The following is a 20,992-nucleotide window of genomic DNA, read 5'->3' as shown; positions in this document are numbered from 1 at the left end:
ACGCTTTTTCAATATACGCGGCGTAACATAGCGCCTTTTCGAGATAAAGCGAAGGAAGCAATGGCACTGGGAGAGCATCTTCGCCAGCAACTGGCGGCGAAAGCGCTGAAACGGCAACTGGAACGCGCGACCGATGCTGCCGCGGCGCCCGGCGTGCCGAGCACGCCGGCTGCGCAGACCGCGTCGGCGCGCAGCCGCTTCGAATCGATGCCGCAGTATCAGCAGGTCCGGATCATGCGCGAGATGGGCGAGAAGCTGCGCGTCGACTCGCCGTTTTTCCGTGTGCACGACGGCGTTGCCGGTGCGACGACGCAGATCGGCGGCCGCGAATACCTGAACTTCGCGAACTACAACTATCTCGGCCTGGCCGGCGACCCGGACGTGTCCGCGCGCGCGAAAGCCGCGATCGACCGGTACGGCACGTCGGCATCGGCGAGCCGGATGGTCGCGGGCGAACGCCCGGTGCAGCGCGATCTCGAACGCGCACTGGCCACGTTCTACGAGACCGACGACTGCGTCGCGTTCGTGAGCGGCCACGCGACGAACGTGACCGTGATCGGCGCGCTGTTCGGCCCGGGTGACCTGGTCGTCCACGACGCGCTCGCGCACAACAGCATCGTGCAGGGCGCGCAGCTGAGCGGCGCGAAGCGGTTGAGCTTCGCGCACAACGACTGGCAGGCGCTCGACGAATTGCTGTCGCGCGTGCGCCGCGAATACCGGCACGTGCTGATCGCGATCGAAGGGCTGTACAGCATGGACGGCGATTTCCCGGACCTGCAGCGCTTCGTCGACGTGAAGACGCGCCACGGCGCGTTCCTGCTGGTCGACGAGGCCCATTCGCTCGGCGTGCTGGGCGCGACCGGCAAGGGCATCCGCGAGCATTGCGGCGTCGCGCCCGACCAGGTCGACATGTGGATGGGCACGATGAGCAAGACGCTGGCTGGCTGCGGCGGTTTCATCGCCGGCTGCCAGCCGCTCGTCGACATGCTGCGTCATCTGGCGCCGGGTTTCCTGTACAGCGTCGGGCTCGCGCCGACGCTTGCCGAAGCGTCACTGGCTGCGCTCGAGCGCCTGCAGGCGGAGCCGGCGCGCGTCGCACAACTGCAGGCGCGGGGGAGGCAGTTCCTGACCGAGGCGCGCGCTGCCGGGCTGAATACGGGCACGAGTGCAGGCTACGCGGTCGTGCCGGTGATTACCGGGAGTTCGCTGAAGGCTGCGCAGTGGGCGAATGCGATGTTCGACGAAGGGATCAACGTGCAGCCGATCTTCTATCCGGCCGTCGAGGAAAAGGCGGCACGGCTGCGCTTTTTCATCTGCTCGACGCATGAGCCCGAGCAGATCAGCCGGACGGTTGGCGTGTTGTCGCGCCTCGCGGGACGTAGCGCATGACGCAGGCCGCCGCCTTTGCGCAAGCAGTCTCGCGCGCCGGCGAGGCCGTGCGGTTTCGCGCGGCCGATGCGGATGATGCGATGTTGTGCGGGCCGCTCGTGTTTGCGTCCGGCGTGGCGGAATTCGGTTTTTTTCTCGGTGAAAGCGATGCGCGCTGCATCGCGTTCCTGCAGCAGGCATTCCGGTCGCGTCATGGGCGCTTTTCGTGGCGCCGGCATCGCGTCGCGGTCGCCGACGATGGCACCGTGCTTGCCGTGTTGGCGATTCACGACGGGCAGCGGACGATGTTCGACGACGTGCATGTCGTGTGGGCACTGGCGCGCTTCTTCGGCGTGCGTCGCACGATCGGCCAGTTGCTGCGCGGGCTGGTCCTCGAAACGGAACTCCCGGCGCCGAAGCGTTCGCAGATCCTCGTCGCGCATTGCGCGACCGATGAACGGCAGCGCGGCACGGGCATCTTCAGCGCGTTGTTCCGCGATGCGCTGGATTCCGGTGCGCTGCCGGCCGACGGCAGCCGCGAGGTCGTGCTCGACGTGCTGACCCGCAACGTGCGTGCACGCGCGCTGTACGAGCGGCTCGGGTTCGCCGCGTTGCCGCGGCCCCGCGCGCGGTCGCGCCGGCTGCCGACCGAACTCGATTCGATCCGGATGCGGTTTGATAGTCGCGGTCAACGATGGCAGTTGGCCGGCATGATGTAAAGCAGACAGTTCTACCGTCGCTCGCCAAAATGGCGCGCCGGAAACGGTGAGGGTAGTAGACGAGCCGGTGGTCGTGCCGGTATCAGCCGTTCAATGGCAATTTCTGAATGATCGCGCGCACGCATTCCAGCGGGCTTGCTTTACCCGTGCGCACATGCACGTCGGGCGATATCGGTTTTTCATAGGTCGATTCGATGCCGGTGAACTGCCGAATGGCCCCTTGCCTTGCCAGTGCATACAGCCCCTTTGGGTCGCGTGCTTCCGCGATATCCAGCTCAACGTCGACAAAGACTTCGAAAAATTCTTCAGGCGCAAAGCGCGCGCGCGCCCTGGAACGTGCTTCCTGAAACGGCGAGATAAGGGCGACGATAACGACAAGCCCTGCGTCCACCATCAAGCGCGCGACCTCGGCCGTCCGACGAATATTCTCGTGGCGGTCCGCGTCACTGAATCCCAGATCCTGATTCAATCCTTCGCGGAGCTGGTCGCCATCCAGCAGAAAGGACCGAAGGCCTCGAGCATCGAGTTGTTCCTTCAGGAGATTCGATAGCGTCGATTTCCCGGCACCGGAAACACCGGTGAGCCATACCACGAAGGCATGATCTTGCTTCATGCTGGAAAGCACGGATTGATTATCTGTCAGCGTGACAGGGAAAGAGGTCTGGAGATCTTGAGTCATCTCGGATTCGATGTGCCGGAAACTGCGTCGCTACTTTATTGTGGTTCGGATTTGCCCGTAGGCGAATTGTAACGTGCCTTCTGAAATTTTGTAACTTGAATATTTTAATCAGGAATAAGGCTTTGTCCATATGTGGTGCGACGGCTTGCACACAGTATCTGCTCGGTAATGATTTCCGGTTCTTCGTAATGGATTGAAATAAACGCGCGTGGCCGAGAAGGTGTAAAGGCGCGTAAAATATTTGCCCCTTTCGCCTTCCAGTCGCGCTTGCAGCAAGTCCCGGTGAGGGCCAGTGCCAAGGGGGCGCCGGGAGAGCAAACGACTGGTGCCGTATTTGTTAGAAGAATAACGAAGATTTCCAGGAGAGGTGCCGCAGAATTCCTGCAAACATCCCGATCGTCAGCTGATTATGTCACTCGATTCCTGGTTGGCATGAAATTGCAAGAGTATTAATTTTTTATTCAGTGGAATCTGTAGCAGCGTCCTCGCGGGTTGCTTCCGTAGCACTACTCCGTCGCTGAGTTATTGAATTGGGGCATTATTGGCGGAGTCCTGCTCTATTATTTTTATCGGGCACGGGTGCGCATCCCTTCCGGTTACCGTCGAGGTAGCGAGTTCCGGCTCCTGAAAACGGGACGGTCGCGATTACTGTGTCGCGCTGACGTGCTCGATACCGGAATGCGCTCCATTTCTTCAGGACTGCAGTACGTCACTTCCGCCGCGGCGCGAACGGCTGCTGCTTCACATCGGCACCCTGCGCGACGATCGCCATTCCCTCCGGCACTTCCTCCCACGCACCGCGCAGGTCGACGAGCGGCTCGGACACGACCATGAACGCGTCGTCACCAGCTTCCGCGATGCGCGGGTTATGCGGATACAGCTCATGCAGGTGCTTGAACGACGTGCTGTGGAACAGCGAGCGCGATTGCCGTTCGCTCGAGTAGCGCACCGCGATGATCCGGTCGCCGTCGGTCGCGCAGATCGTCATGTTGAGCGGGTCGGCCACGCGATACCGCGCAGCGGTTTCCTCGACGACGCCGACCATTCGTTCGAGCGCCGGCAGCGGCGTCTGCTCGAGGCCATACGTCAGCGCGAGGCGGAACATCAGCTCGGAGTCGGTCGAGCCTTCGAGCGTCGGGAACAGCGCGGGATCGACCTTCATCGTCAGGTCGCGGCGCAGCTTGTGGAAGTCGCGGATCAACCCGTTGTGCGCGAACAGCCAGCGGCCGTGGCGGAACGGGTGGCAGTTGGTTTCCTGCACCGGCGTGTCGGTCGCCGCACGGATATGCGCGATAAACATCCGCGAGCGGATCGCGCGCGCGGCCTCGCGCAGGTTGCGGTCGTTCCATGCGGGATGCACGGAGCGATAACGGAACGGGAGCTCGTCGGGGCGCCCGTACCAGCCGATCCCGAAGCCGTCGCCATTGGTGGTCGTGGCGCCGAGCTCCGAATGCAGGCTCTGATCGATCAGCGAATGCTTCGCGCGAAACAGCACGGTTTCCAGATGGATCGGATTACCCGTATAGGCGAGCCAGCGGCACATGGAGCGCTCCTTCACGATGGATCGTTCGCGCATGGTAGCCGAGTTCGCGGCGTGTCCGCGTCTGCGCGTGGCGCGACGGTTGCCGGCGCGAGCACGCCGGCCAATCTTCATACATCGCGAGGCGGGCGGCCACCCGGCCGAACGGCCGGGCGCCATGCAGCAGGCGGCCCGCGCCGCGGTGACGGTCAGTCGCCGAGCGCGTCCATCACGCGCGCCGAATAGACGAGCGCCGCGCCTGCATTCAGCGCAATCGCGACGCCGAGCGCTTCCGCCACTTCCTCCTTGGTTGCGCCATGCTTCGCCGCTTCGGCGGTGTGAACGGCGATACAGCCGTCGCAGCGCGTCGTGACGGCCACCGCGAGCGCGATCAGCTCGCGTGTCTTCGCGTCCAGATGCCCGGTTTTGGCGCCGGCGCCGGACAGCGCCTTGTACCCGGCCAGCGTATCGGGCGACAGCTTGGCGATTTCGCCGATGCGCGTCGAGAGTTCCTTCCGGTATTCGTTCCAGTTCAGCATGATGCGTCCTTTTCGAGAAGTGGTGAGGAGGGCGGCGGGCGCCGCGATCTCGGGCGATGCAGACCTATTCTGATCGTTCGTGCTGAGGGTTTCGATACGCTAGAGTGTCAATTTTTAGCGCGATCGTCTCATGGATGCCTTGAGTCAACTGCTGTCGCTGGGGCGCAGCCACGTCGAGCTCGACGTGCGCTGCCTGCTCGACGGGCCGTTTGCGATGCCGCACGACCCGCTGCCGCCCGGCGAGGCGGCGTTCCACCTGGTGCTGACCGGCACGTGCCGGCTGCGTACAGCCGACGGGCGCACGCTGCAACTTGCCGAAGGCGACTTCGTGCTGCTGCCCGCGGGCGGCGCACATGATCTGTTCGACACCGGGGGCGGCTGGCGACGGTCGGCCCTGCCGCTGCGCGACGAAGGCGTCGGCGGCGGCGCGGTGCTGCCGGTCAAGTCGAATCTCGATCCGGCCGAACCGGGCGGCGCGAGCGTGGACCTGCTGTGCGGACGGTTCGTCTATGCGCGCGGCGCGGGCGAACTGCTGATGCGCACGCTGCCGCAGGTGCTGCACGTCGGATTGCGCGAAGCCTCGGGGTTCGAGCCGCTGCAATTGCTGACGAGCGTGCTGCGCACCGAGGCGTCGAACGTACAGCCGGGCGCCGGCGCGATCGTGAACGCGCTCGGCCAGGCGCTGCTCGCGTACGCGCTGCGTGCCTATGGCCGCGGCGCGCGCGTGCCGTCCGGCTGGCTGGCGCTCGCGGCCGATGCACGGCTGGGCCCTTCGGTCCAGGCCGTGCTGCAGGCGCCGGAGCAGCCGTGGACGGTCGAATCGCTCGGCGACGCGGCGGCGATGTCGCGCGCGACGTATGCGCGGCATTTCCGCGAGAAGGCCGGGATGAGCGTCGGCGCGTTCGTCGCGCAGATCCGGATGATGCATGCGTGCGCGTTGCTGCAGGACACGCAGCGCGGGCAGGCGGAGATCGGGCAGGCGGTCGGTTACCAGTCCGAGGCCGCCTTCGGCAAGGCGTTTCGCGCGGTGCTCGGCACGACGCCGGGGCGCTGGCGGCGCGCGCAGCGCGGCATGTAAGACTGCAAGCGCGGTTGTCGTGGCACGCATCAAAGCTGCTACCATGCGCAAAACGCAGTTCAACGAAAACGATTTCGAACAAGAAGAAAGAGAGGGCAAAGCAATGAACCAGACCACCATCCAGCAGCCGTCGTTCGCGTTCGTGGCCGCGTCGTGGGCCGCGCTGCTCGCCGGCTTCGCGGCCTTCCTGATCGGCCTCTGGAACGCCGGCATGCAGCTCAACGAAAAGGGCTATTACTTCACCGTGCTGGTGTTCGGCCTTTACGCGGCGATCTCGCTGCAGAAGAGCGTGCGCGACCGCGCGGAAGGCATCCCCGTCACGGGCATCTACTACGGCCTCAGCTGGATCGCGCTGCTGCTGTCGATCGCGCTGCTGGTCGTCGGCCTGTTCAACGCAACGCTGCAACTGAGCGAAAAGGGCTTCTACGCGATGTCGTTCGTGCTCGCGTTGTTCGGCTCGGTGGCCGTGCAGAAGAACACGCGCGACCTGCAGAACGCGAAGCCGCGCTTCACCGACGCAGAATCCGCGCCGTCGATCCAGGAGTGACGTCACGCAAGGCGGGTGGCTGACCAGGCTGCCCGCTGCGCGAGGTGGTCCGCAGAGGCCCGCTTTCGCCGGTGCGCTGCAACCACCGTCCTGCCGTTTCATCCATGCCGTCGCGCATGACGGTGGAGATATTCCGGATGCCAAACTTTAACGAAACCGCACCGCGTACGCGCGCGGCCGCACGTTCCGTGGCGGCGAAAGTCGCGCTTGTGCTGGAGACGAACAACCTGCGCGGCGGCGCGGGCCTCGCGCAGGCCGTCGACAGCCTGAAGCGCCTCGTGTCGGCGCTGTCGAAGCAGACCGTGCCGCCGGCGGCGCTTGCGCAATGGATCATCACGCACGACGGCCTGCCGGCCGATGCGTGCGCGGAAATCACCGCGCTGGCTGGCCGTCCGGTCGATTTCGTCGAGATCGGCGCGAGCACCGGCTACTACGACGCGAAGAACGACGGCTTCGATCGCGTCGACGCGGCGCGCTGCGACATCGTCGTGTTCGGCGATGCCGATTGCCGACCGGCCGACGACTGGCTCGAGCACCTGCTCGCGCCGTTCGCGCGGGATGCGGGCGACGCACCCGTCGCGGTGGCGGGGCGGACCAGCTATGCACCGAATGTGCTCGGCATCGCGCTGACGTCGATCGATTTCATGTATTTCCCGAGTCCGCTGCGCGACGGCGCGACGCGCAACTTCTACGCAAACAACGTCGCGTTCCGGCGCGACGTGTTCGCGCAATTCCGCTACGAGCCGCTCGACGGCGTCTATCGCGCGCATTGCCAGGTGATGGGGTTGCGGATGCAGGCAGCCGGCGTGGCCGTCGAGTTTGCGCCGGCCGCGCACACCGAGCATCGGCTGCCGGACAAGCGTCGCGAGTCGCTGAAGCTGCGCTGGATGCGCGGCGAGGACAGCGTCGGGCTGACGCCGTATCTCGTGAATGCGTACCTGCCGCGCCAGTGGCAATGGCTCGGCCGCAGCGGCCCGCTCGGCCCGTTCTGCGTGATGGCGATGCGGCTCGGCTACAGCCTGCGTGCGCTCAATCATCAGCAGTTGCCGCAACTGGGCGCGGTTCGCTATCTCGCGGCCGTCGGCATCACGATCGTCGCGTCCGCCGTCGATACGTTCGGCGCGCTCGCGCGCGGGTTCGGGCTCGCCGGGCGAGCGTCGGCCCGGCGCGATCTCGACGCGCTGTCCTATCACCGTCATTGAAGCGGCGGCGCCACGTTGCTTCGACATCCTGAACCCATCCCGACGACGACCATGACCTCATTCGCCACCCGTGTTGCCTGCCTCGCCCTGTTTGCCGCCAGCACCGGCGCCCATGCCGCGCCGGTCGATCACACGGGGCGCGGGATCTATCACTTCGCATCGCAAAGCGGCTGTCCGTTCGCGAGCGCGGCCGCGACGGACTGCAATCGCATCGCGCTCGATGCGCCTGACGTTCACGCGAGCGTCGATACCGATGCGCACGCGATCGTCTTCTCGAGCGATGCGAATCGCCGCACGAAGGACGTGCTCGGCGACGTGCTGCTGCAGGGCACGGGCGTCGACGGCGACGGTCGGCGCGTGCCGCTGAGCGTGCACGTTCTGCTGCGCCGCGACGGTGCGAAATGGGATCGCGACGTGTACGTCCATGCGCCCGTGCGCGGCAAGTTCACCGACGTACGGATCGATCCGTACCGTGTGCGCGTGAAGGAGGGCGACGGCGAGCGCGATGTGCTGACGCCGGACGAAACGCTTGCGCTGTTCGCGCATCCGTCGCTGGCGTCCCGGCTTGCGCGGCATCTCGTGAAAGTGAGCGCGACCGATCCGAAGCAGCCGTCCGCGGACGACATCACGATCGCACTCGGCGTCGGTGGCCTGACGAAGTCGGTCGCGCGCGCGAGCTTTACGTCGAACGCGCCGCACGATGCGGACGTCGATCGCGCGCTGGCGTCGGGCACGTGGTCGATCCGTTTCGATGCATTGAGCAATCACATTCCGGTGTGGGTCGCGCAGCGCGAGTTGTTCCTGTTCGGTCTCGATAGCAGTGGGCTGCTGAAAGACGTGCGCGAGCGCGGCTTCCGGAAGAACGACCGGATCGAATTCGGCGCGCGTGACGGTAACGGCTATCTGCGCGTGAACGGCCATGAGGAAGCATTTGCGGGCGCCGCCGCGTCCGCGCATGCATTCATGCAGGAAAGCTTCGTCGGCCTGATCCTCGGCTGGCGTCGCGATCCGGCCGCCGCGGCGGCTCCCGCGACGAAGGCCGCGTCCGCGCGGGGTGTGCCGGCATGAGCGCGGCAGGCGAACTGCCGGCGTCGCCGCAGGCGGCGGACGGCGCGCGCTTCGACTGTCTCGATGCGCCCGTGCCGCAGGGTGCGGCGAGGGTGCGCGCGTATTTCGTCGATCGCATCAAGCGGGCGGCGCTCCGGCGGCTGCATCGCAGCATGCACGGCGAGCGCTGGATGCTGCGCATGTACCTGATCGGCGAAGAAGCGACCGAGTGCGCGTTGCATGAAGACTGGACCGGACAGCCGCCGGACTGGCTTGCGCCGCGGATCGAGCAGCATCTCGCGGACGAGCGTCGCCACGCAGCTGCATTTGTCGATGCACTGCGCCAGCGCGGCGTTGAGGCGTCGGCCGGGCCGCACGAACCCGACTGGTTGAGCCGGCGCAAGATCATGCGATGGCGCCGGCTCGCGCAGCGCCACGCGCCGCATTTCGCGCAAGGCGTGCTCGTGCCAGCCTATGCGACGGGCCTGTGCGCGGAACAGATGGCGATGCGTGTGCTTGCGCGCCACTGCGCGACGATCGGCGACACCCATCCGCTCCATCCGTTGCTCGCGCGCGTGCTCGCAGACGAGACGCGGCACGTGCGGCTCTGTTCGGACACGTTGCGCCGTCTCGTCGAGCCGTCCGAGGCCGCCCGTCTTGCGGCGTTGCTGCGCGAAATCCGCGCGATCGAAGCCGGGTTCGGCGTGACGGGGGCGCTGGCGATGTACGCGGCCGGCTGGGTCCAGTCGCTTCGTCCACGCGCATGATGCAGCGGATCGTCTATCTCGCGACAGCCGACGCGCGCGGCCACCTGATGCGAGCGCAATTGCTCGTGCACGCGTTGCGCGCAGCCGGCGCGCAGGTCGACGTGCTGACGACGTCCGATGCGGGGCAGGCGTTCCTGGCCGCATTCGGCATCGATGCGCCGGTGCTGTCCCGTCACTACGCAGTGCAGTTCGACGAGCGGCAGAACATGCTGCGCGACGCGACCGATCGCAACGTCGCGCACTACGTGTTCAGGCCGACGCGGATGCTGCGCGACATCGTGCGGCTGCGTGCGATCGTTCGCGATGCGGATCTCGTGATCAACGATTCGTTTCATCCCGCGCTGCTGTTCATGGGCGCGGTGCCGGGCTGGCGCCGCCGCGTCGTTCACGTGTATGGCGGCAGCCTGCGTCGTGCGTTGACCGCGAATTTCGATGCGCGGCTGCCGCGCATGCTGGCGCGGGCGTTCGCGCGGATCGTCGACTGGCAGATCGATTCGGCGCTGGGCTGCATCGAACACGATTTTGCGTACGACGTGGCCGGCGATGCGCAGCAATCGCGCGGGCATTGCCGGCTGCCGACGCCGTTACCGGTTGTCGCGGAACTGCCGGCTTGTGAACAGGTTGCCGCGGCTGTTTATCTGAATCCGCACTTCCGCGACGTCGCGCTCGCCGATGCACTGTCGGCCGGCATGCACGACGCGGGGCTTGCCGCGCATCGCGTAGGCGAGGGTTACGCAGGGCACGACGGCTGGACCGGCGTCGATGCCGGCTGGGTGACGCGCGCCGCGCATGCGCCGCTGATCGTATCGGCGCCCGGCATGGCCGCGCTGTCGATCGCACGCGTCTATCGCCGCCCAATCCTGCTCGTGCTGACCGATCAGCCCGAGCAGGCGAGCAACGCCGCGCGCGCGGCGCGGCTGCGACTCGTGCACCGCGTCGTCACGTGGCGCGGCGATGCGGCCGCGTTCCGGCGCTCGGTCGGGCAGGCCGCTGCCGACTTGATGCGCGATCCGGGCACGCCGGCGGGAACGCGCGCCGGACGCGAGCATGCGCGTGCGCGTGTCGACGCGTGGACGTCGCGCATCCTCGCACTGCGGTCGCATGCGCGGCCGGCTGACGCGGAAACCCGATGCGAGGCGACGGCACCGCGATGAATACGTTGATGCTGCGTGACGATCGCCGACCGAATCTCCGGCAGATGCTGGCCGCGACGTTCGGCATGGCAGCAGGCCTCGCGATCTTTTTCGTGCTCGAGCGCGGCGTCATGCCGCGCTACGTGCTGGCCACGGCAATCGATGCGCGGATTCCGTTCATCGCATGGTCGTGGTTCGTCTATGTCGCGTTCTTCCCGTTCGTGATTGCGCTGGCTGCGTATGCACGGCCGCCTGCGTTCGGCGCGTTCAAGGAGGCCGTGCTGATCGCGTTCGTGCTCGGCGTCGTCTGCTTCCTGCTGTTTCCGGAAGCCGTGCCGCGGCCCGATGTCGCGGAGATCGGTAACGCGTTCGTGCGCCATCGTCTCGCGCGCATGTGGCAACTCGATCTTGCGGCCAACGGATTTCCGAGCCTGCATGTCGCGGTGACGTGCCTTGCATGCCGGATGCTGGTAGAGCGGCGCCGGATCGCGGTAGCCGCGATCGGGCTGCTGATCTGCGTGTCGACGCTGACGCTCAAGCAGCATACGGTGGCCGACGTGCTCGGCGGCGTGGTGCTCGCAATGGTCAGTGCGCTGTGGGTCGAGCGGCGTTCGCTGCGCAGGAGGTTTGCGTGACGGCTGCCCATGTTCGTCAAGGCGGGCCGAACGCGGAGCTCGCGCGGTTCGTGCCCGATCCCGAATTGTTTCGCGTGAACGTGTGGCGCGTGCGGGCAGCACTGGCAGGCGATTGGCTGATGATTGCCGCGGCGTTCGCGGTTGCGATCGTGTGGCCGCATCCGATCGTGTACGCGTGTGCGGCAATCGTGATCGCGCGTACCCAGCTTGCGCTCGCGGTCATGATGCACGAAGGCGCGCATGGATTGCTGGCGCGGAACCGGCGCGTCAACGACGTGCTCGGTCAACTGCTCGCGGCCGGTCCGCTGTGGTTGTCGCTGCGCACGTATCGTGCGGGCCATCTGAAACACCATCGCGCGCCGATGCAACCGGACGATCCCGTCGCGCTGCTGTTCGGCGTGCACGACTATCCGGTGACGCGCGTCCGGTTGGCCGGCCGCTTGCTCGCGTATGCGTGCGGGATCGGCTACGTGACGAGCGTCGTGAAGCTCGCGCGCGGCAAGTTCGCCCATGCGTTGCCGAAGGTCGTGAAGTCGCGTGCGTATGCGGTGTGGGAAGTCATGTCGATGCTGGCCTGCAACGGTTTGATGTTCAGCGTGCTCGCGCTTGCCGGACATCCGCTGCTGTATGTCGCGTTGTGGATCGTGCCGTCCGTCACGCTGTTGCCGCTCGCCGGGCAGGTGCGCGCGATTTTCGAGCACGCCGGGTTGCCGGCCGGAGAGGATCAGAGCCGCAACGCGCGCACGATCGTCCTGCGTTCATGGCAGACGTTCCTGTTCGGCCCGCACGCGATTCATTTTCATATCGAGCATCACCTGTTCGCGCGGATGCCGTTCCATAGCCTGCCGGTCGTGCACCGGCAACTCGCGCAGCGGCAGTTGTTGCCTGACGGCAATCTGTACGCGGGATATGGTGCGGTGCTGCGGGATGTGAGTGGGCGTTGACCGGTCGGGATCAGCGGCCGTGCGTGACCGAGGGCGTGGCGAGTATTCGAGCCCGGACAGTCGCAAAAAAGCCTCCACTTGGGAGGCTTTAATTGCACTATCAAAGATAGTTGGTAGGGTGGGAGGGACTCGAACCCTCGACTCTCTGATTAAAAGTCAGATACTCTAACCAACTGAGTTACCACCCCACGTTCTTGAAACCTGTTGGTTCGTTGCTTCAACAACTTGGCAAGCGACCCAAAGAGCAAAAGATTATAGCGACGGATTGATGGACTGTCAACAACCCGCCGCGATAATTATTTGATCGTTTCGAGCTTGCCCTGCGCCGTCTGTGCCGCGTTCGACCCGGCGTACTGCGACACGACCTGCTCGAACGTCTTCTTCGCGGCCGCCTTCTGGCCTTGTTCGAGCTGGTTCGTCCCGATCGCCACCAGGGCATCGGCCGCGCGCGGGTGCTGCGGGAACTTGCTGACGATCCCTTGCCACGTCGCGGTCGAACCGCGGTAGTCGCGCAGTGCGTATTGCGCATTGCCGTACCAGTACTGCGCGGTCGGCTGGTAGGGGCTCTGCGGATACTTCGCGATGAACGCGCGGAACGAAGCCGCGGCCGCCTTGAAGTTGCCGTTGCGGAACTGCTGCTGCGCCGCGCTGAGCGCATCCGTTTCACCCGGCTGCACGGTGCCTTCGACACCATCGATCGTCGTCTGCTGCGGCTCGAACTTCTTGAGCCGCGCGTCGAGATCCTGGTAGTACTCCTTCTGCTGCCGCTCGAGCGTCGTCAGCCGGTTCGTCAGATCCTCGTTCTCGCCGCGCAGCGTCGCGACCTGCTGGTTCAGCTGGTCGAGACGGCCGGATTGATCGAGGATCGTACGCTGGGCGGCCGACAACTGGCTCGCCAGGTTGTCGGTTTTGCTGCGCAGATCGAGCACGGCGCGGCGCGCTTCGTTGTCGTCGAACACGCCGGCGTGCGCCGGCGCGGCCGACCACGCCGCGCCGGCGACGCAGAGAGCTGCGGCTGCACGCAGCCAGGTTACACGGTGCGTCATACGGCGATTCTTCCGTTACTTACTGTTGGTAGACGAGGTCGGCGCGACGGTTCTGCGCCCACGATGCTTCGTCGTGACCCGTTGCCTGCGGCTTTTCCTTGCCCAGGCTCACGGCTTCCATTTGCGAATCGTTCACGCCGAGCAGTGCCATCGCACGGCGGACGGCTTCCGCACGCTTCTGGCCCAGCGCGAGGTTGTACTCGCTCGTGCCGCGTTCGTCGGTGTTGCCCTGGATCAGCACGTGGCGCTGCGGGTGGCTCTTCAGGTACTGGGCGTGCTGCTGCATCAGCGGCTGGTACTCGTCCTTCACCGAATAGCTGTCGAAGTCGAAGTAGATGCTGCGCTTCGCGAGCGGGCTGTTCGGATCGTTCAGCGGATCGACGTTCACTTGCGCGACGTTGTCGGCGCTCGGTTGCGTGCTGACTGCACCCGCGTTGTTCGCCTTGTCGTCGAGCTTCACGCCCGACTTACATGCGGCGAGCGCGCTGATCATCATCACGGCCAGGGCCAGACGAGCTTTGTTCGACATCATGGTTACTCTCCTTGTGGTCATTGCATGAAGGGCCCCCACGACGGCTCGCGAACGGAGCCGCCCTGGACGGACAGGATTTGCGGCGGCGCGCTGCCGTCGGAGGGCACTGCAGCCAGAACATTGCGACCACCCGACTGGGTAGCGTACAGAAGATACTGGCCGTTTGCCGCGAAGCTCGGCGATTCGTCGCGATTGGTATTCGTGATGGCGTTCGCTGCGCCAGACTGCAGATCCTGAACGTACAGCTTGAAGCCCCCACCCGTGCGGGAGATGTAAGCGAGCAGCTTGCCGTCCGGGCTGATACGCGGACTCGTGTTGTAGCTGCCGGTGAAGGTCACGCGCTGCGCGGCACCGGCGCTTTCACCCTGTGCGGGCATCCGGTAAATCTGCGGCGCGCCGCCGCGATCGCTCGTGAAGTAGATCCAGCGGCCGTCCGGCGAGTAGAACGGCTCGGTGTCGATCGAGCTGCTCTGCGTGAGGCGGCGCAGGCCGCCGCCCGTCGAGTTGACCGTGTAGATTTGCGTGTTGCCCGTCAGCGACAGCGCGACGGCCAGCGTGTTGCTGTCCGGCGACCAGGCCGGTGCACTGTTGTTGCCCTTCTGGTCGGACACGATGTAGCGGCGGCCGGTCGGCAGATCGTGGATGTAGACGATCGGCTTCTTGCGCTCGAACGACACGTACGCGACCTTCGTGCCGCTCGGCGACCACGACGGCGAGATGATCGGCTCGGTGCTCGACAGCGCGATGCGCGCGTTCTGGCCGTCCGAATCGGAGATCTGCAACTGGTATCGGTTGCCGGTCTTGATCACGTACGACAGGCGCGTGGCGAACACGCCGCGCACGCCGAGCAGCTTCTGGTAGATGTAGTCGGCGATCTTGTGGCCGGCCGTGCGCAGCGTCGTGTCGGTGGCCGTCAGCGACAGGCCGCCGAGGCTTTGCTGCTTCACGGTGTCGTACAGGATGAAGTTGACCTTGTACTGGCCGTTCGCCTCGCGGTTCACGCTGCCGGCGACGAACGCATTGGCGCCCTTGGCCTTCCATGCGCCGAGGTCGACCGATGCGGTCTCGGGCACGGGCGTGCTGCCTGCGTCGATGTTGGTGAATTTACCGCTGCGGGCGAGGTCGGCACGGACGATCGACGTGACCTGCTGCGGCAGGTTCGCCTCGTTCGTGAAATTCGCCGTGGCAATGGGGAACTGGGTCGACCCGACACCGGTAATCAGCACGTTGACCTGGGCGTTAGCGGCGCTGCCCGCCGTAATCAGACACGAGGCCACGAGTGCCCTGAAACCTAGCTTTGTCATCAAACTCATGCTTCTTGCTTCCCGTATGGCTTGAATCGCTGCGCAACCGCAGAGACAGTAAAAATACCCGATTCGTTCCCGTCTGACAGCGACGCCCGGAGTGTAAGCGCATTTCCTTTCACTCCGCGGCCTTGAAGGTAATCGTAATGTCCGACGGGGTACGACCGTTAGAATCGGGCGGCAACGGGACCGATGCGTGGATCGCATTGACCACGGCTTGATCCCACCCCGAATTCCCGCTCGAGCGGGAAACCGATGCGCTCAATACGTCACCGGACGGCGTGCACCGAATCTTGACGACGGTGGTCAGGCCTGCTCGCTCGCCGCCCCAAACGATGTTCGGTTTGACACGGCGGCGTACCTTGTCGGCATAGCCGGGCGTCGCGGCATTGCCGCCGGAACCCGTGCCCGTGCCGCTTTTCGCGAGGCCTTCGCCGCCGCCTTCACCGGCGCCGGACAGGCCCTGCATCTGTGCAAGACGCGCGTTGCGCTCGCGGTCGAGCTTCGCGTTCGCCGCCGCGCTGGCCTTTGCCCGCGCCGTGGCTTCGGCCTTCGCCTTGGCCTGCGCTTCCGCCTTTGCCTTCGCGGCCGCGTCGGCCTTCGCCTTCGCCGCCTGCTGCGCTTCGAGCTGCGCCTGCTTCTGCTGCTGGAGTTTCTGCTGTTCGAGCTTCTGCTGCTCGGCGAGCTGCTGTTGCTTGAGCTTGTCGGCCTGCTTCTGCTTGTCGCGTTCAGCGGCCTTCTGCGCGGCCAGCGCGGCGGCCTGCTGCGCCGCGAGCTGCGCGCGCCGGGCTTCGTCTTCCTGCTGGGCCTTCAGTTGCTGCGCGCGGCGCTGCTGATCGAGCAGCGCTTCGCGCGCGGCCGCTTCCTGCTGCCGCTTCTTCTGCTGCAGCGCGATGTCGGCCTGCTCGTCGCGCACCGGGGGAGGGGGCGGCGCGACCTTCGCGGGCGGCGTCACGACGGGCCGCGGCGCGGCGACGTCGGGCACCTCGGTCCACAGCTCGGCTTCGGCGCCGGCCGGCGTGCTGTTCTGCCACTGCACGCCGTGATAGAGGAACAGCGCGAGCAGCACGTGCATCAGCGCGGCGAGCGCGAACGCGCGCCAGGTGCCGCGCTCGCGGGGAGGCTGAGGCGGGTAGGCGGAGCTGCGCGTGGATTGCTGCCGGTTCATTGCGATTTGACGAGGAGGCCGACGCGCTTGACGCCGCGCGCCTTCAGATCCGACATCACGGTCATGACGGCATCGTACTGCACGGTCTTGTCGGCTGCGATCACGACCGGCTGGTCAGGGTGATCGGCCTGCCGGGCCGAGATGAAGCTGTCGAGCTCTGCCTTCGTCATCGTGTCTTCCTGGGTCGAGCCCGAGTCGCCCTTGTACTTGACGCTCATCGTGCGGTCGGCCTTGATGTTGACGACGACGGGCGGCGTCTGCTCCTGCGGCGCGGCGTTGCCGACGGTCGGCAGGTTGATGATCGACGGGGCGACGAGCGGTGCGGTGACCATGAAGATCACGAGCAGCACCAGCATCACGTCGATGTACGGCACGACGTTGATGTCGGCCATTGCACGGCGCGAGCGGCCGCCGCGCATGCTGGATCGGATGGGACTTCCTGCCATGGCGCGCTCCTTACTGGGCCTGACGCTGCAGGATGTTCGAGAACTCTTCGATGAAGGTCTCGAAGCGAATCGCGAGGCGGTCGATGTCGTGCGCGTAGCGGTTGTACGCGACCACGGCCGGAATCGCGGCGAACAGACCGATCGCGGTGGCGACGAGCGCCTCGGCGATGCCCGGTGCGACGTTCGCGAGCGTGGCCTGCTGCACGTTCGCGAGGCCGCGGAACGAGTTCATGATCCCCCAGACCGTGCCGAACAGGCCGATGTACGGGCTGACCGAGCCGACCGACGCGAGGAATGCGAGGTTGGCTTCGAGCACGTCCATTTCACGCTGGAACGACGCGCGCATCGCGCGGCGCGCACCGTCGAGCACGAGGCCCGGATCGCTGATGCGTTTTTCCTTCGCCTTCAGGAATTCGCGCATCCCCGATTCGAAGATCCGTTCGAGCGCGCCGATCGTGTGGCGGTTGTTGGCCGCGCTCTGGTACAGCGCCTGCAGGTCGCCGCCCGACCAGAAATCCTTCTCGAAGCGCTCGGTCTGCGCGCGTGCGCGGCGGATCGCGAACCACTTGCGGAAGATGAAGGTCCACGACATCAGCGACAGCAACAGCAGCAGTCCCATCACGGCCTGGGCCAGCACGCTCGCGTTGAGGACGAGGGAAATGATCGACAGGTCTTGAGAAGTGTTCATAGAGGTTTGAGTAACGGCCCTTCGGGGCGCCCGGTATGCATGCGGCGCGGCGCGCCGGCCATGCCTGACGCCGAACCTTGCTTAGTATCGAATCAGAACGGCAAGTTCATAGGCTTTGTCTAAACGGCGCTCATGCGAGCTTCGTTGACAGTGGAGTGTGCCCGGCATCGATGACGGGCCCGCGTTGCAGCGCGTCGAGCACGGCCGGCGGGATGGCCGCGGGCCGGATACCGTTACGGTCGACGCAGCCGAGGCGAATGTTCCCGGCTACGAGCAGCGTGTTGCCACACCAGGCTTCCTGCGTGAATTCCACCGAGGCGCGGCCGATGCGTCCGGGCCGGCTCGTGATCGCCAGCGTATCGTCGAGTCGCGCCGGCGCGCGGTAGTCGAGCGACGTGCTGCGGACGATGAAGATCGCGCCGGTATCGTCGGCGAGCTGGCGCTGATCGATGCCGCACGCACGCAACCACTCGGTGCGGGCGCGCTCGAAGAACTTCAGGTAGTTGGCATAGAAGACGATGCCGCCTGCGTCGGTATCCTCGTAGTACACGCGCACCGGCCAGGTGAAGCCGGAAGGCGCTTCCGGGGAGCGGGTAGGCTGAGTCATGGCGCGCATTCTACCGGAAGGCAGGGAGCCGATTCGTAACCGATTCGTAACGGAATGTAGTATGCCGTAGCACACCGCGGGCCGGCCCGGGGCCGGGCCCGCGGGGCTTCAGCCGCGGTGGACGGTCGGGCCGCCGGGGGCTTGCGCGATCGGCATCAGCTCGATCGTGTTGACGTTGACGTGTGCCGGGCGCGTCGCGATCCAGTAGATCGTATCGGCGATGTCCTCGGGCATCAGCGGCTGGACATTGTTGTAGACGTTGGCCGCCTTCTCGTCGTCGCCGCGATAGCGGACGTTCGAGAACTCGGTACCGCCACACAGGCCCGGCTCAATGTCGGTCACGCGCAACGGCGTGCCGAGCAGATCGGCGCGCAGGTTCAGGCTGAATTGTCTGACAAAAGCCTTGGTTGCGCCGTAGACGTTGCCGCCTGCATAAGGGTACGAACCCGCGACCGAGCCGAGATTGAAGATATGGCCGCGGCCGCGCGCGATCATGCCGGGCAGCAACGCGTGCGTGACCGTGACGAGGCCCGTGCAATTCGTGTCGATCATTGTGTGCCATTCGTCGAGGCTGGCCTTCTGGGCCGGCTCGACGCCGAGCGCGAGGCCGGCGTTGTTGACGAGCACGTCGAGTGCCGCGAATTCGGCGGGCAGGGCGGCCGGCACGGCCTCGACGGCCGCGCGGTCGCGCACGTCGAGCTCGAACGGCAGAAGGGCGTCGCCGAGTTCGGCGGCGAGCGCATCGAGACGGTCCTTGCGGCGCGCGGTCGCGACGACGCGGTGGCCTCCCTTGACGAAGGCACGGGCGATGGCGGCGCCGAAGCCGGCGGACGCGCCTGTGACGAACACGATCATTGCTGCTCCTGGTCGATGACAAAATAGCGAGTGATATCCCGCAAGCCTACTGAGATTGCCGCACCGCGGCAAGGCGGCAAAGCGTTTCGGCACGGGCACGTAGAGTCTGGCCCCAATTGCTTCCGGCGCACTGCCGTGCGGTTGCCTATTCATGACGCATCCAATACACTAATGCGCTCATCACCCCTGCGTGACTGGCGATAGAACCCGTTCGGGTTCAAGGTGGAGCATCCCACCGTGAAGCGCGGGGCGCCGTTTTTGCCGTTCGCCTGGGCAGCCGTTGTGCGCCGTCGCGTGCATCGCCGGTGGCTGTCCTGCCTCGCGTCATACGGATTCTTCCGCCACGTCGAGCTGGTCCCGCCAGCAGCGCACCGTACTCGGCCGCTCCGGTCAACCTGTACACACTTAACGGAAACCGTATGTTTGACAGAGCCCAAAGCACCATCGCGAACGTCGATCCCGAAATCTTTGCCGCGATCGAGCAGGAAAACCGCCGCCAGGAAGATCACATCGAGCTGATCGCGTCGGAAAACTACACGAGCCCGGCCGTGATGGCCGCACAGGGCTCGCAGCTCACGAACAAGTACGCGGAAGGTTATCCGGGCAAGCGCTACTACGGCGGCTGCGAGTATGTCGACGTCGTCGAGCAACTCGCGATCGACCGCGTGAAGCAGCTGTTCGGTGCGGAAGCGGCGAACGTGCAGCCGAACTCGGGTTCGCAGGCGAACCAGGGCGTGTTCTTCGCGATGCTCAAGCCGGGCGACACGATCATGGGCATGAGCCTCGCGCATGGCGGCCACCTGACGCACGGCTCGCCGGTGAACATGTCGGGCAAGTGGTTCAACGTCGTGAGCTACGGCCTGAACGAAAACGAAGACATCGACTACGAAGCAGCCGAGAAGCTCGCGCAGGAACACAAGCCGAAGCTTATCGTCGCGGGCGCGTCGGCGTTCTCGCTGAAGATCGATTTCGAGCGTCTCGCGAAGATCGCGAAGTCGGTGGGCGCGTACCTGATGGTCGACATGGCGCACTATGCAGGCCTGATCGCGGCCGGCGTGTACCCGAACCCGGTGCCGCACGCGGACTTCGTGACGACGACGACGCACAAGAGCCTGCGCGGCCCGCGCGGCGGCGTGATCCTGATGAAGGCCGAGTACGAGAAGCCGATCAACTCGGCGATCTTCCCGGGGATCCAGGGCGGCCCGCTGATGCACGTGATCGCGGGCAAGGCAGTGGCGTTCAAGGAAGCGCTGTCGCCGGAGTTCAAGGCGTACCAGGAGAAGGTGGTCGAGAACGCACGCGTGCTGGCTGAAACGCTGGTGAAGCGCGGGCTGCGGATCGTGTCGGGCCGCACCGAAAGCCACGTGATGCTGGTGGACCTGCGCGCGAAGCACATCACGGGCAAGGCAGCGGAAGCGGCACTCGGCGCGGCGCACATCACGGTGAACAAGAACGCGATCCCGAACGATCCGGAAAAGCCGTTCGTGACGAGCGGCGTGCGCCTGGGTTCGCCGGCGATGACGACGCGCGGGTTCGGTCCGGCAGAAGCGGAACAGGTGGGTAACCTGATCGCGGACGTGCTGGACAACCCGGAAGATGCAGCGACGATCGAGCGCGTGCGCGCGCAGGTCGCCGAGCTGACCAAGCGTTTCCCGGTCTATCGCTGATCGACGATGCGCTGCCCGTTCTGCCGGCATGACGATACGCAGGTCGTAGACTCGCGCGTGTCCGAAGATGGCGCCGCGATTCGCCGGCGCCGTCGCTGCTCGGCTTGCGACAAGCGCTTCACGACGTACGAGCGGGTCGAGCTGTCCCTGCCGTTCGTCGTGAAGAAGGACGGCAGCCGCACGGAATTCGACCGTCGCAAGATCGTCGCCAGCATGCAACTCGCGCTGCGCAAGCGGCCGGTTGCTGCCGACGCGATCGACGCGGCGGTCGCCCGCATCGAGTATCAACTGCTCGCGACAGGCGAGCGCGAAGTGCGTAGCGAGAAGCTCGGCGAACTCGTGATGAACGAGTTGCGCGGCCTCGATACGATCGCTTATGTCCGCTTCGCATCGGTGTATCGCCGGTTCGAGGACGTGTCCGAATTTGCCGACGTGATTGAAGAGTTCCGTCGCGCCTCTCCCGCCAAGACCCCGCGTAAGCGCTGACGCGCTGCGTCCGTTC

At 65.7% G+C, this 20,992-nt stretch carries 23 protein-coding genes, 1 tRNA gene and 1 riboswitch; of the genes, 12 read left to right on the top strand and 12 right to left on the bottom strand.

Annotation, left to right across the window (positions count from 1 at the left end):
- The first annotated feature begins 60 nt into the window (after positions 1-60).
- Together U5809_RS09660 and U5809_RS09655 are read left to right on the top strand one after the other, a co-directional pair.
- Positions 61-1,389 carry an aminotransferase class I/II-fold pyridoxal phosphate-dependent enzyme gene (locus U5809_RS09660; protein ID WP_322086298.1) on the top strand — a complete coding sequence of 443 codons (1,329 nt, stop codon included), beginning with the start codon at positions 61-63 and terminating at the stop codon, positions 1,387-1,389.
- Entirely contained in the window at positions 1,386-2,087 is a 702-nt protein-coding gene (locus U5809_RS09655; protein WP_322086297.1) for a GNAT family N-acetyltransferase, read from the top strand. Before U5809_RS09660 ends, U5809_RS09655 begins: the two co-directional genes overlap by 4 nt.
- An 82-nt stretch (positions 2,088-2,169) precedes the next feature.
- On the opposite strand, the gene cysC is transcribed toward U5809_RS09655, so the two are convergent.
- From cysC to U5809_RS09640, 3 genes are all read right to left on the bottom strand, one after another.
- Positions 2,170-2,700, bottom strand: coding sequence for an adenylyl-sulfate kinase (cysC, locus tag U5809_RS09650; protein ID WP_322086326.1), 531 nt, complete (start codon positions 2,698-2,700; stop codon positions 2,170-2,172).
- A gap of 775 nt (positions 2,701-3,475) precedes the next feature.
- A complete protein-coding gene (locus U5809_RS09645; RefSeq protein WP_322086296.1) occupies positions 3,476-4,309 on the bottom strand; it encodes a class II glutamine amidotransferase in 834 nt (277 codons plus the stop codon).
- A gap of 185 nt (positions 4,310-4,494) precedes the next feature.
- Positions 4,495-4,824, bottom strand: a complete 330-nt coding sequence (locus tag U5809_RS09640) for a carboxymuconolactone decarboxylase family protein (protein WP_043189451.1) — start codon at positions 4,822-4,824, stop codon at positions 4,495-4,497.
- A 130-nt stretch (positions 4,825-4,954) separates the two neighbouring features.
- Here U5809_RS09640 and U5809_RS09635 point away from each other — a divergent pair, with 130 nt between their 5' ends.
- The 8 genes from U5809_RS09635 (at position 4,955) to U5809_RS09600 (ending at position 12,177) form a co-directional block, all read left to right on the top strand.
- The gene (locus U5809_RS09635; protein WP_322086295.1) at positions 4,955-5,902 is read left to right on the top strand and encodes an AraC family transcriptional regulator; all 948 of its coding nucleotides are present in this window, start codon (positions 4,955-4,957) and stop codon (positions 5,900-5,902) included.
- 103 nt (positions 5,903-6,005) lie between these two features.
- A complete protein-coding gene (gene yiaA / locus U5809_RS09630) occupies positions 6,006-6,449 on the top strand; it encodes an inner membrane protein YiaA (protein WP_322086294.1) in 444 nt (147 codons plus the stop codon).
- Positions 6,450-6,586: 137 nt separating this feature from the next.
- Positions 6,587-7,651: a glycosyltransferase gene (locus U5809_RS09625; protein ID WP_322086293.1), complete on the top strand. Its 1,065-nt coding sequence runs from the start codon at positions 6,587-6,589 to the stop codon at positions 7,649-7,651.
- 51 nt (positions 7,652-7,702) lie between these two features.
- Positions 7,703-8,719: a hypothetical protein gene (locus U5809_RS09620; protein WP_322086292.1), complete on the top strand. Its 1,017-nt coding sequence runs from the start codon at positions 7,703-7,705 to the stop codon at positions 8,717-8,719.
- On the top strand, positions 8,716-9,465 hold the full coding sequence (locus U5809_RS09615) for a hypothetical protein (protein ID WP_322086291.1): 750 nt from the start codon (positions 8,716-8,718) through the stop codon (positions 9,463-9,465). Before U5809_RS09620 ends, U5809_RS09615 begins: the two co-directional genes overlap by 4 nt.
- Positions 9,462-10,619, top strand: a complete 1,158-nt coding sequence (locus tag U5809_RS09610) for a hypothetical protein (protein WP_322086290.1) — start codon at positions 9,462-9,464, stop codon at positions 10,617-10,619. Before U5809_RS09615 ends, U5809_RS09610 begins: the two co-directional genes overlap by 4 nt.
- Positions 10,616-11,233, top strand: coding sequence for a phosphatase PAP2 family protein (locus tag U5809_RS09605; RefSeq protein ID WP_322086289.1), 618 nt, complete (start codon positions 10,616-10,618; stop codon positions 11,231-11,233). The genes U5809_RS09610 and U5809_RS09605 overlap by 4 nt, the downstream gene beginning before the upstream one ends.
- Positions 11,230-12,177: a fatty acid desaturase family protein gene (locus tag U5809_RS09600; RefSeq protein WP_322086288.1), complete on the top strand. Its 948-nt coding sequence runs from the start codon at positions 11,230-11,232 to the stop codon at positions 12,175-12,177. Before U5809_RS09605 ends, U5809_RS09600 begins: the two co-directional genes overlap by 4 nt.
- Positions 12,178-12,288: 111 nt before the next feature.
- On the opposite strand, the gene U5809_RS09595 is transcribed toward U5809_RS09600, so the two are convergent.
- From U5809_RS09595 to U5809_RS09555, 9 genes are all read right to left on the bottom strand, one after another.
- Positions 12,289-12,365 (bottom strand) — tRNA-Lys (locus U5809_RS09595).
- A 108-nt stretch (positions 12,366-12,473) separates the two neighbouring features.
- Positions 12,474-13,223: a tol-pal system protein YbgF gene (ybgF, locus tag U5809_RS09590; RefSeq protein WP_322086287.1), complete on the bottom strand. Its 750-nt coding sequence runs from the start codon at positions 13,221-13,223 to the stop codon at positions 12,474-12,476.
- Positions 13,224-13,242: 19 nt separating this feature from the next.
- A complete protein-coding gene (gene pal, locus U5809_RS09585) occupies positions 13,243-13,755 on the bottom strand; it encodes a peptidoglycan-associated lipoprotein Pal (protein ID WP_006484980.1) in 513 nt (170 codons plus the stop codon).
- A 17-nt stretch (positions 13,756-13,772) separates the two neighbouring features.
- Positions 13,773-15,068 carry a Tol-Pal system beta propeller repeat protein TolB gene (gene tolB / locus U5809_RS09580; protein ID WP_282506792.1) on the bottom strand — a complete coding sequence of 432 codons (1,296 nt, stop codon included), beginning with the start codon at positions 15,066-15,068 and terminating at the stop codon, positions 13,773-13,775.
- Positions 15,069-15,177: 109 nt separating this feature from the next.
- Positions 15,178-16,227 (bottom strand): cell envelope integrity protein TolA, encoded by a 1,050-nt coding sequence (gene tolA, locus U5809_RS09575; RefSeq protein WP_322086286.1) that lies wholly within the window; start codon positions 16,225-16,227, stop codon positions 15,178-15,180.
- Positions 16,224-16,673: a protein TolR gene (gene tolR / locus U5809_RS09570; protein ID WP_124449291.1), complete on the bottom strand. Its 450-nt coding sequence runs from the start codon at positions 16,671-16,673 to the stop codon at positions 16,224-16,226. The genes tolA and tolR overlap by 4 nt, the downstream gene beginning before the upstream one ends.
- 10 nt (positions 16,674-16,683) lie before the next feature.
- Entirely contained in the window at positions 16,684-17,361 is a 678-nt protein-coding gene (gene tolQ, locus U5809_RS09565) for a protein TolQ (protein ID WP_021157170.1), read from the bottom strand.
- Positions 17,362-17,491: 130 nt separating this feature from the next.
- Positions 17,492-17,977: a tol-pal system-associated acyl-CoA thioesterase gene (gene ybgC, locus U5809_RS09560; RefSeq protein WP_282506795.1), complete on the bottom strand. Its 486-nt coding sequence runs from the start codon at positions 17,975-17,977 to the stop codon at positions 17,492-17,494.
- Positions 17,978-18,076: 99 nt separating this feature from the next.
- Positions 18,077-18,823 (bottom strand): SDR family NAD(P)-dependent oxidoreductase, encoded by a 747-nt coding sequence (locus tag U5809_RS09555; protein WP_176050595.1) that lies wholly within the window; start codon positions 18,821-18,823, stop codon positions 18,077-18,079.
- A 180-nt stretch (positions 18,824-19,003) separates the two neighbouring features.
- A riboswitch (ZMP/ZTP riboswitch) is annotated at positions 19,004-19,105 on the top strand.
- Positions 19,106-19,242: 137 nt separating this feature from the next.
- Here U5809_RS09555 and glyA point away from each other — a divergent pair.
- Together glyA and nrdR are read left to right on the top strand one after the other, a co-directional pair.
- Positions 19,243-20,490 carry a serine hydroxymethyltransferase gene (gene glyA / locus U5809_RS09550; RefSeq protein ID WP_048026689.1) on the top strand — a complete coding sequence of 416 codons (1,248 nt, stop codon included), beginning with the start codon at positions 19,243-19,245 and terminating at the stop codon, positions 20,488-20,490.
- 6 nt (positions 20,491-20,496) lie between these two features.
- Positions 20,497-20,976 (top strand): transcriptional regulator NrdR, encoded by a 480-nt coding sequence (nrdR, locus tag U5809_RS09545; RefSeq protein WP_006476792.1) that lies wholly within the window; start codon positions 20,497-20,499, stop codon positions 20,974-20,976.
- Positions 20,977-20,992 lie beyond the last annotated feature (16 nt).

Origin of the sequence: Burkholderia sp. BCC1999 (assembly GCF_905339975.1) — a bacterium.
Classification (GTDB): domain Bacteria; phylum Pseudomonadota; class Gammaproteobacteria; order Burkholderiales; family Burkholderiaceae; genus Burkholderia.
This window is presented reverse-complemented; position numbering and strand designations above follow the sequence as displayed.

Bases quoted from the DNA above. Each gene is read 5' to 3' on its own strand.
- U5809_RS09660 (WP_322086298.1), top strand. From the start codon at position 61: ATGGCACTGGGAGAGCATCTTCGCCAGCAACTGGCGGCGAAAGCGCTG.
- U5809_RS09655 (WP_322086297.1), top strand. From the start codon at position 1,386: ATGACGCAGGCCGCCGCCTTTGCGCAAGCAGTCTCGCGCGCCGGCGAG.
- cysC (WP_322086326.1), bottom strand. From the start codon at position 2,700: ATGAAGCAAGATCATGCCTTCGTGGTATGGCTCACCGGTGTTTCCGGT.
- U5809_RS09645 (WP_322086296.1), bottom strand. From the start codon at position 4,309: ATGTGCCGCTGGCTCGCCTATACGGGTAATCCGATCCATCTGGAAACC.
- U5809_RS09640 (WP_043189451.1), bottom strand. From the start codon at position 4,824: ATGCTGAACTGGAACGAATACCGGAAGGAACTCTCGACGCGCATCGGC.
- U5809_RS09635 (WP_322086295.1), top strand. From the start codon at position 4,955: ATGGATGCCTTGAGTCAACTGCTGTCGCTGGGGCGCAGCCACGTCGAG.
- yiaA (WP_322086294.1), top strand. From the start codon at position 6,006: ATGAACCAGACCACCATCCAGCAGCCGTCGTTCGCGTTCGTGGCCGCG.
- U5809_RS09625 (WP_322086293.1), top strand. From the start codon at position 6,587: ATGCCAAACTTTAACGAAACCGCACCGCGTACGCGCGCGGCCGCACGT.
- U5809_RS09620 (WP_322086292.1), top strand. From the start codon at position 7,703: ATGACCTCATTCGCCACCCGTGTTGCCTGCCTCGCCCTGTTTGCCGCC.
- U5809_RS09615 (WP_322086291.1), top strand. From the start codon at position 8,716: ATGAGCGCGGCAGGCGAACTGCCGGCGTCGCCGCAGGCGGCGGACGGC.
- U5809_RS09610 (WP_322086290.1), top strand. From the start codon at position 9,462: ATGATGCAGCGGATCGTCTATCTCGCGACAGCCGACGCGCGCGGCCAC.
- U5809_RS09605 (WP_322086289.1), top strand. From the start codon at position 10,616: ATGAATACGTTGATGCTGCGTGACGATCGCCGACCGAATCTCCGGCAG.
- ybgF (WP_322086287.1), bottom strand. From the start codon at position 13,223: ATGACGCACCGTGTAACCTGGCTGCGTGCAGCCGCAGCTCTCTGCGTC.
- pal (WP_006484980.1), bottom strand. From the start codon at position 13,755: ATGATGTCGAACAAAGCTCGTCTGGCCCTGGCCGTGATGATGATCAGC.
- tolB (WP_282506792.1), bottom strand. From the start codon at position 15,068: ATGAGTTTGATGACAAAGCTAGGTTTCAGGGCACTCGTGGCCTCGTGT.
- tolA (WP_322086286.1), bottom strand. From the start codon at position 16,227: ATGAACCGGCAGCAATCCACGCGCAGCTCCGCCTACCCGCCTCAGCCT.
- tolR (WP_124449291.1), bottom strand. From the start codon at position 16,673: ATGGCAGGAAGTCCCATCCGATCCAGCATGCGCGGCGGCCGCTCGCGC.
- tolQ (WP_021157170.1), bottom strand. From the start codon at position 17,361: ATGAACACTTCTCAAGACCTGTCGATCATTTCCCTCGTCCTCAACGCG.
- ybgC (WP_282506795.1), bottom strand. From the start codon at position 17,977: ATGCGCGCCATGACTCAGCCTACCCGCTCCCCGGAAGCGCCTTCCGGC.
- U5809_RS09555 (WP_176050595.1), bottom strand. From the start codon at position 18,823: ATGATCGTGTTCGTCACAGGCGCGTCCGCCGGCTTCGGCGCCGCCATC.
- glyA (WP_048026689.1), top strand. From the start codon at position 19,243: ATGTTTGACAGAGCCCAAAGCACCATCGCGAACGTCGATCCCGAAATC.
- nrdR (WP_006476792.1), top strand. From the start codon at position 20,497: ATGCGCTGCCCGTTCTGCCGGCATGACGATACGCAGGTCGTAGACTCG.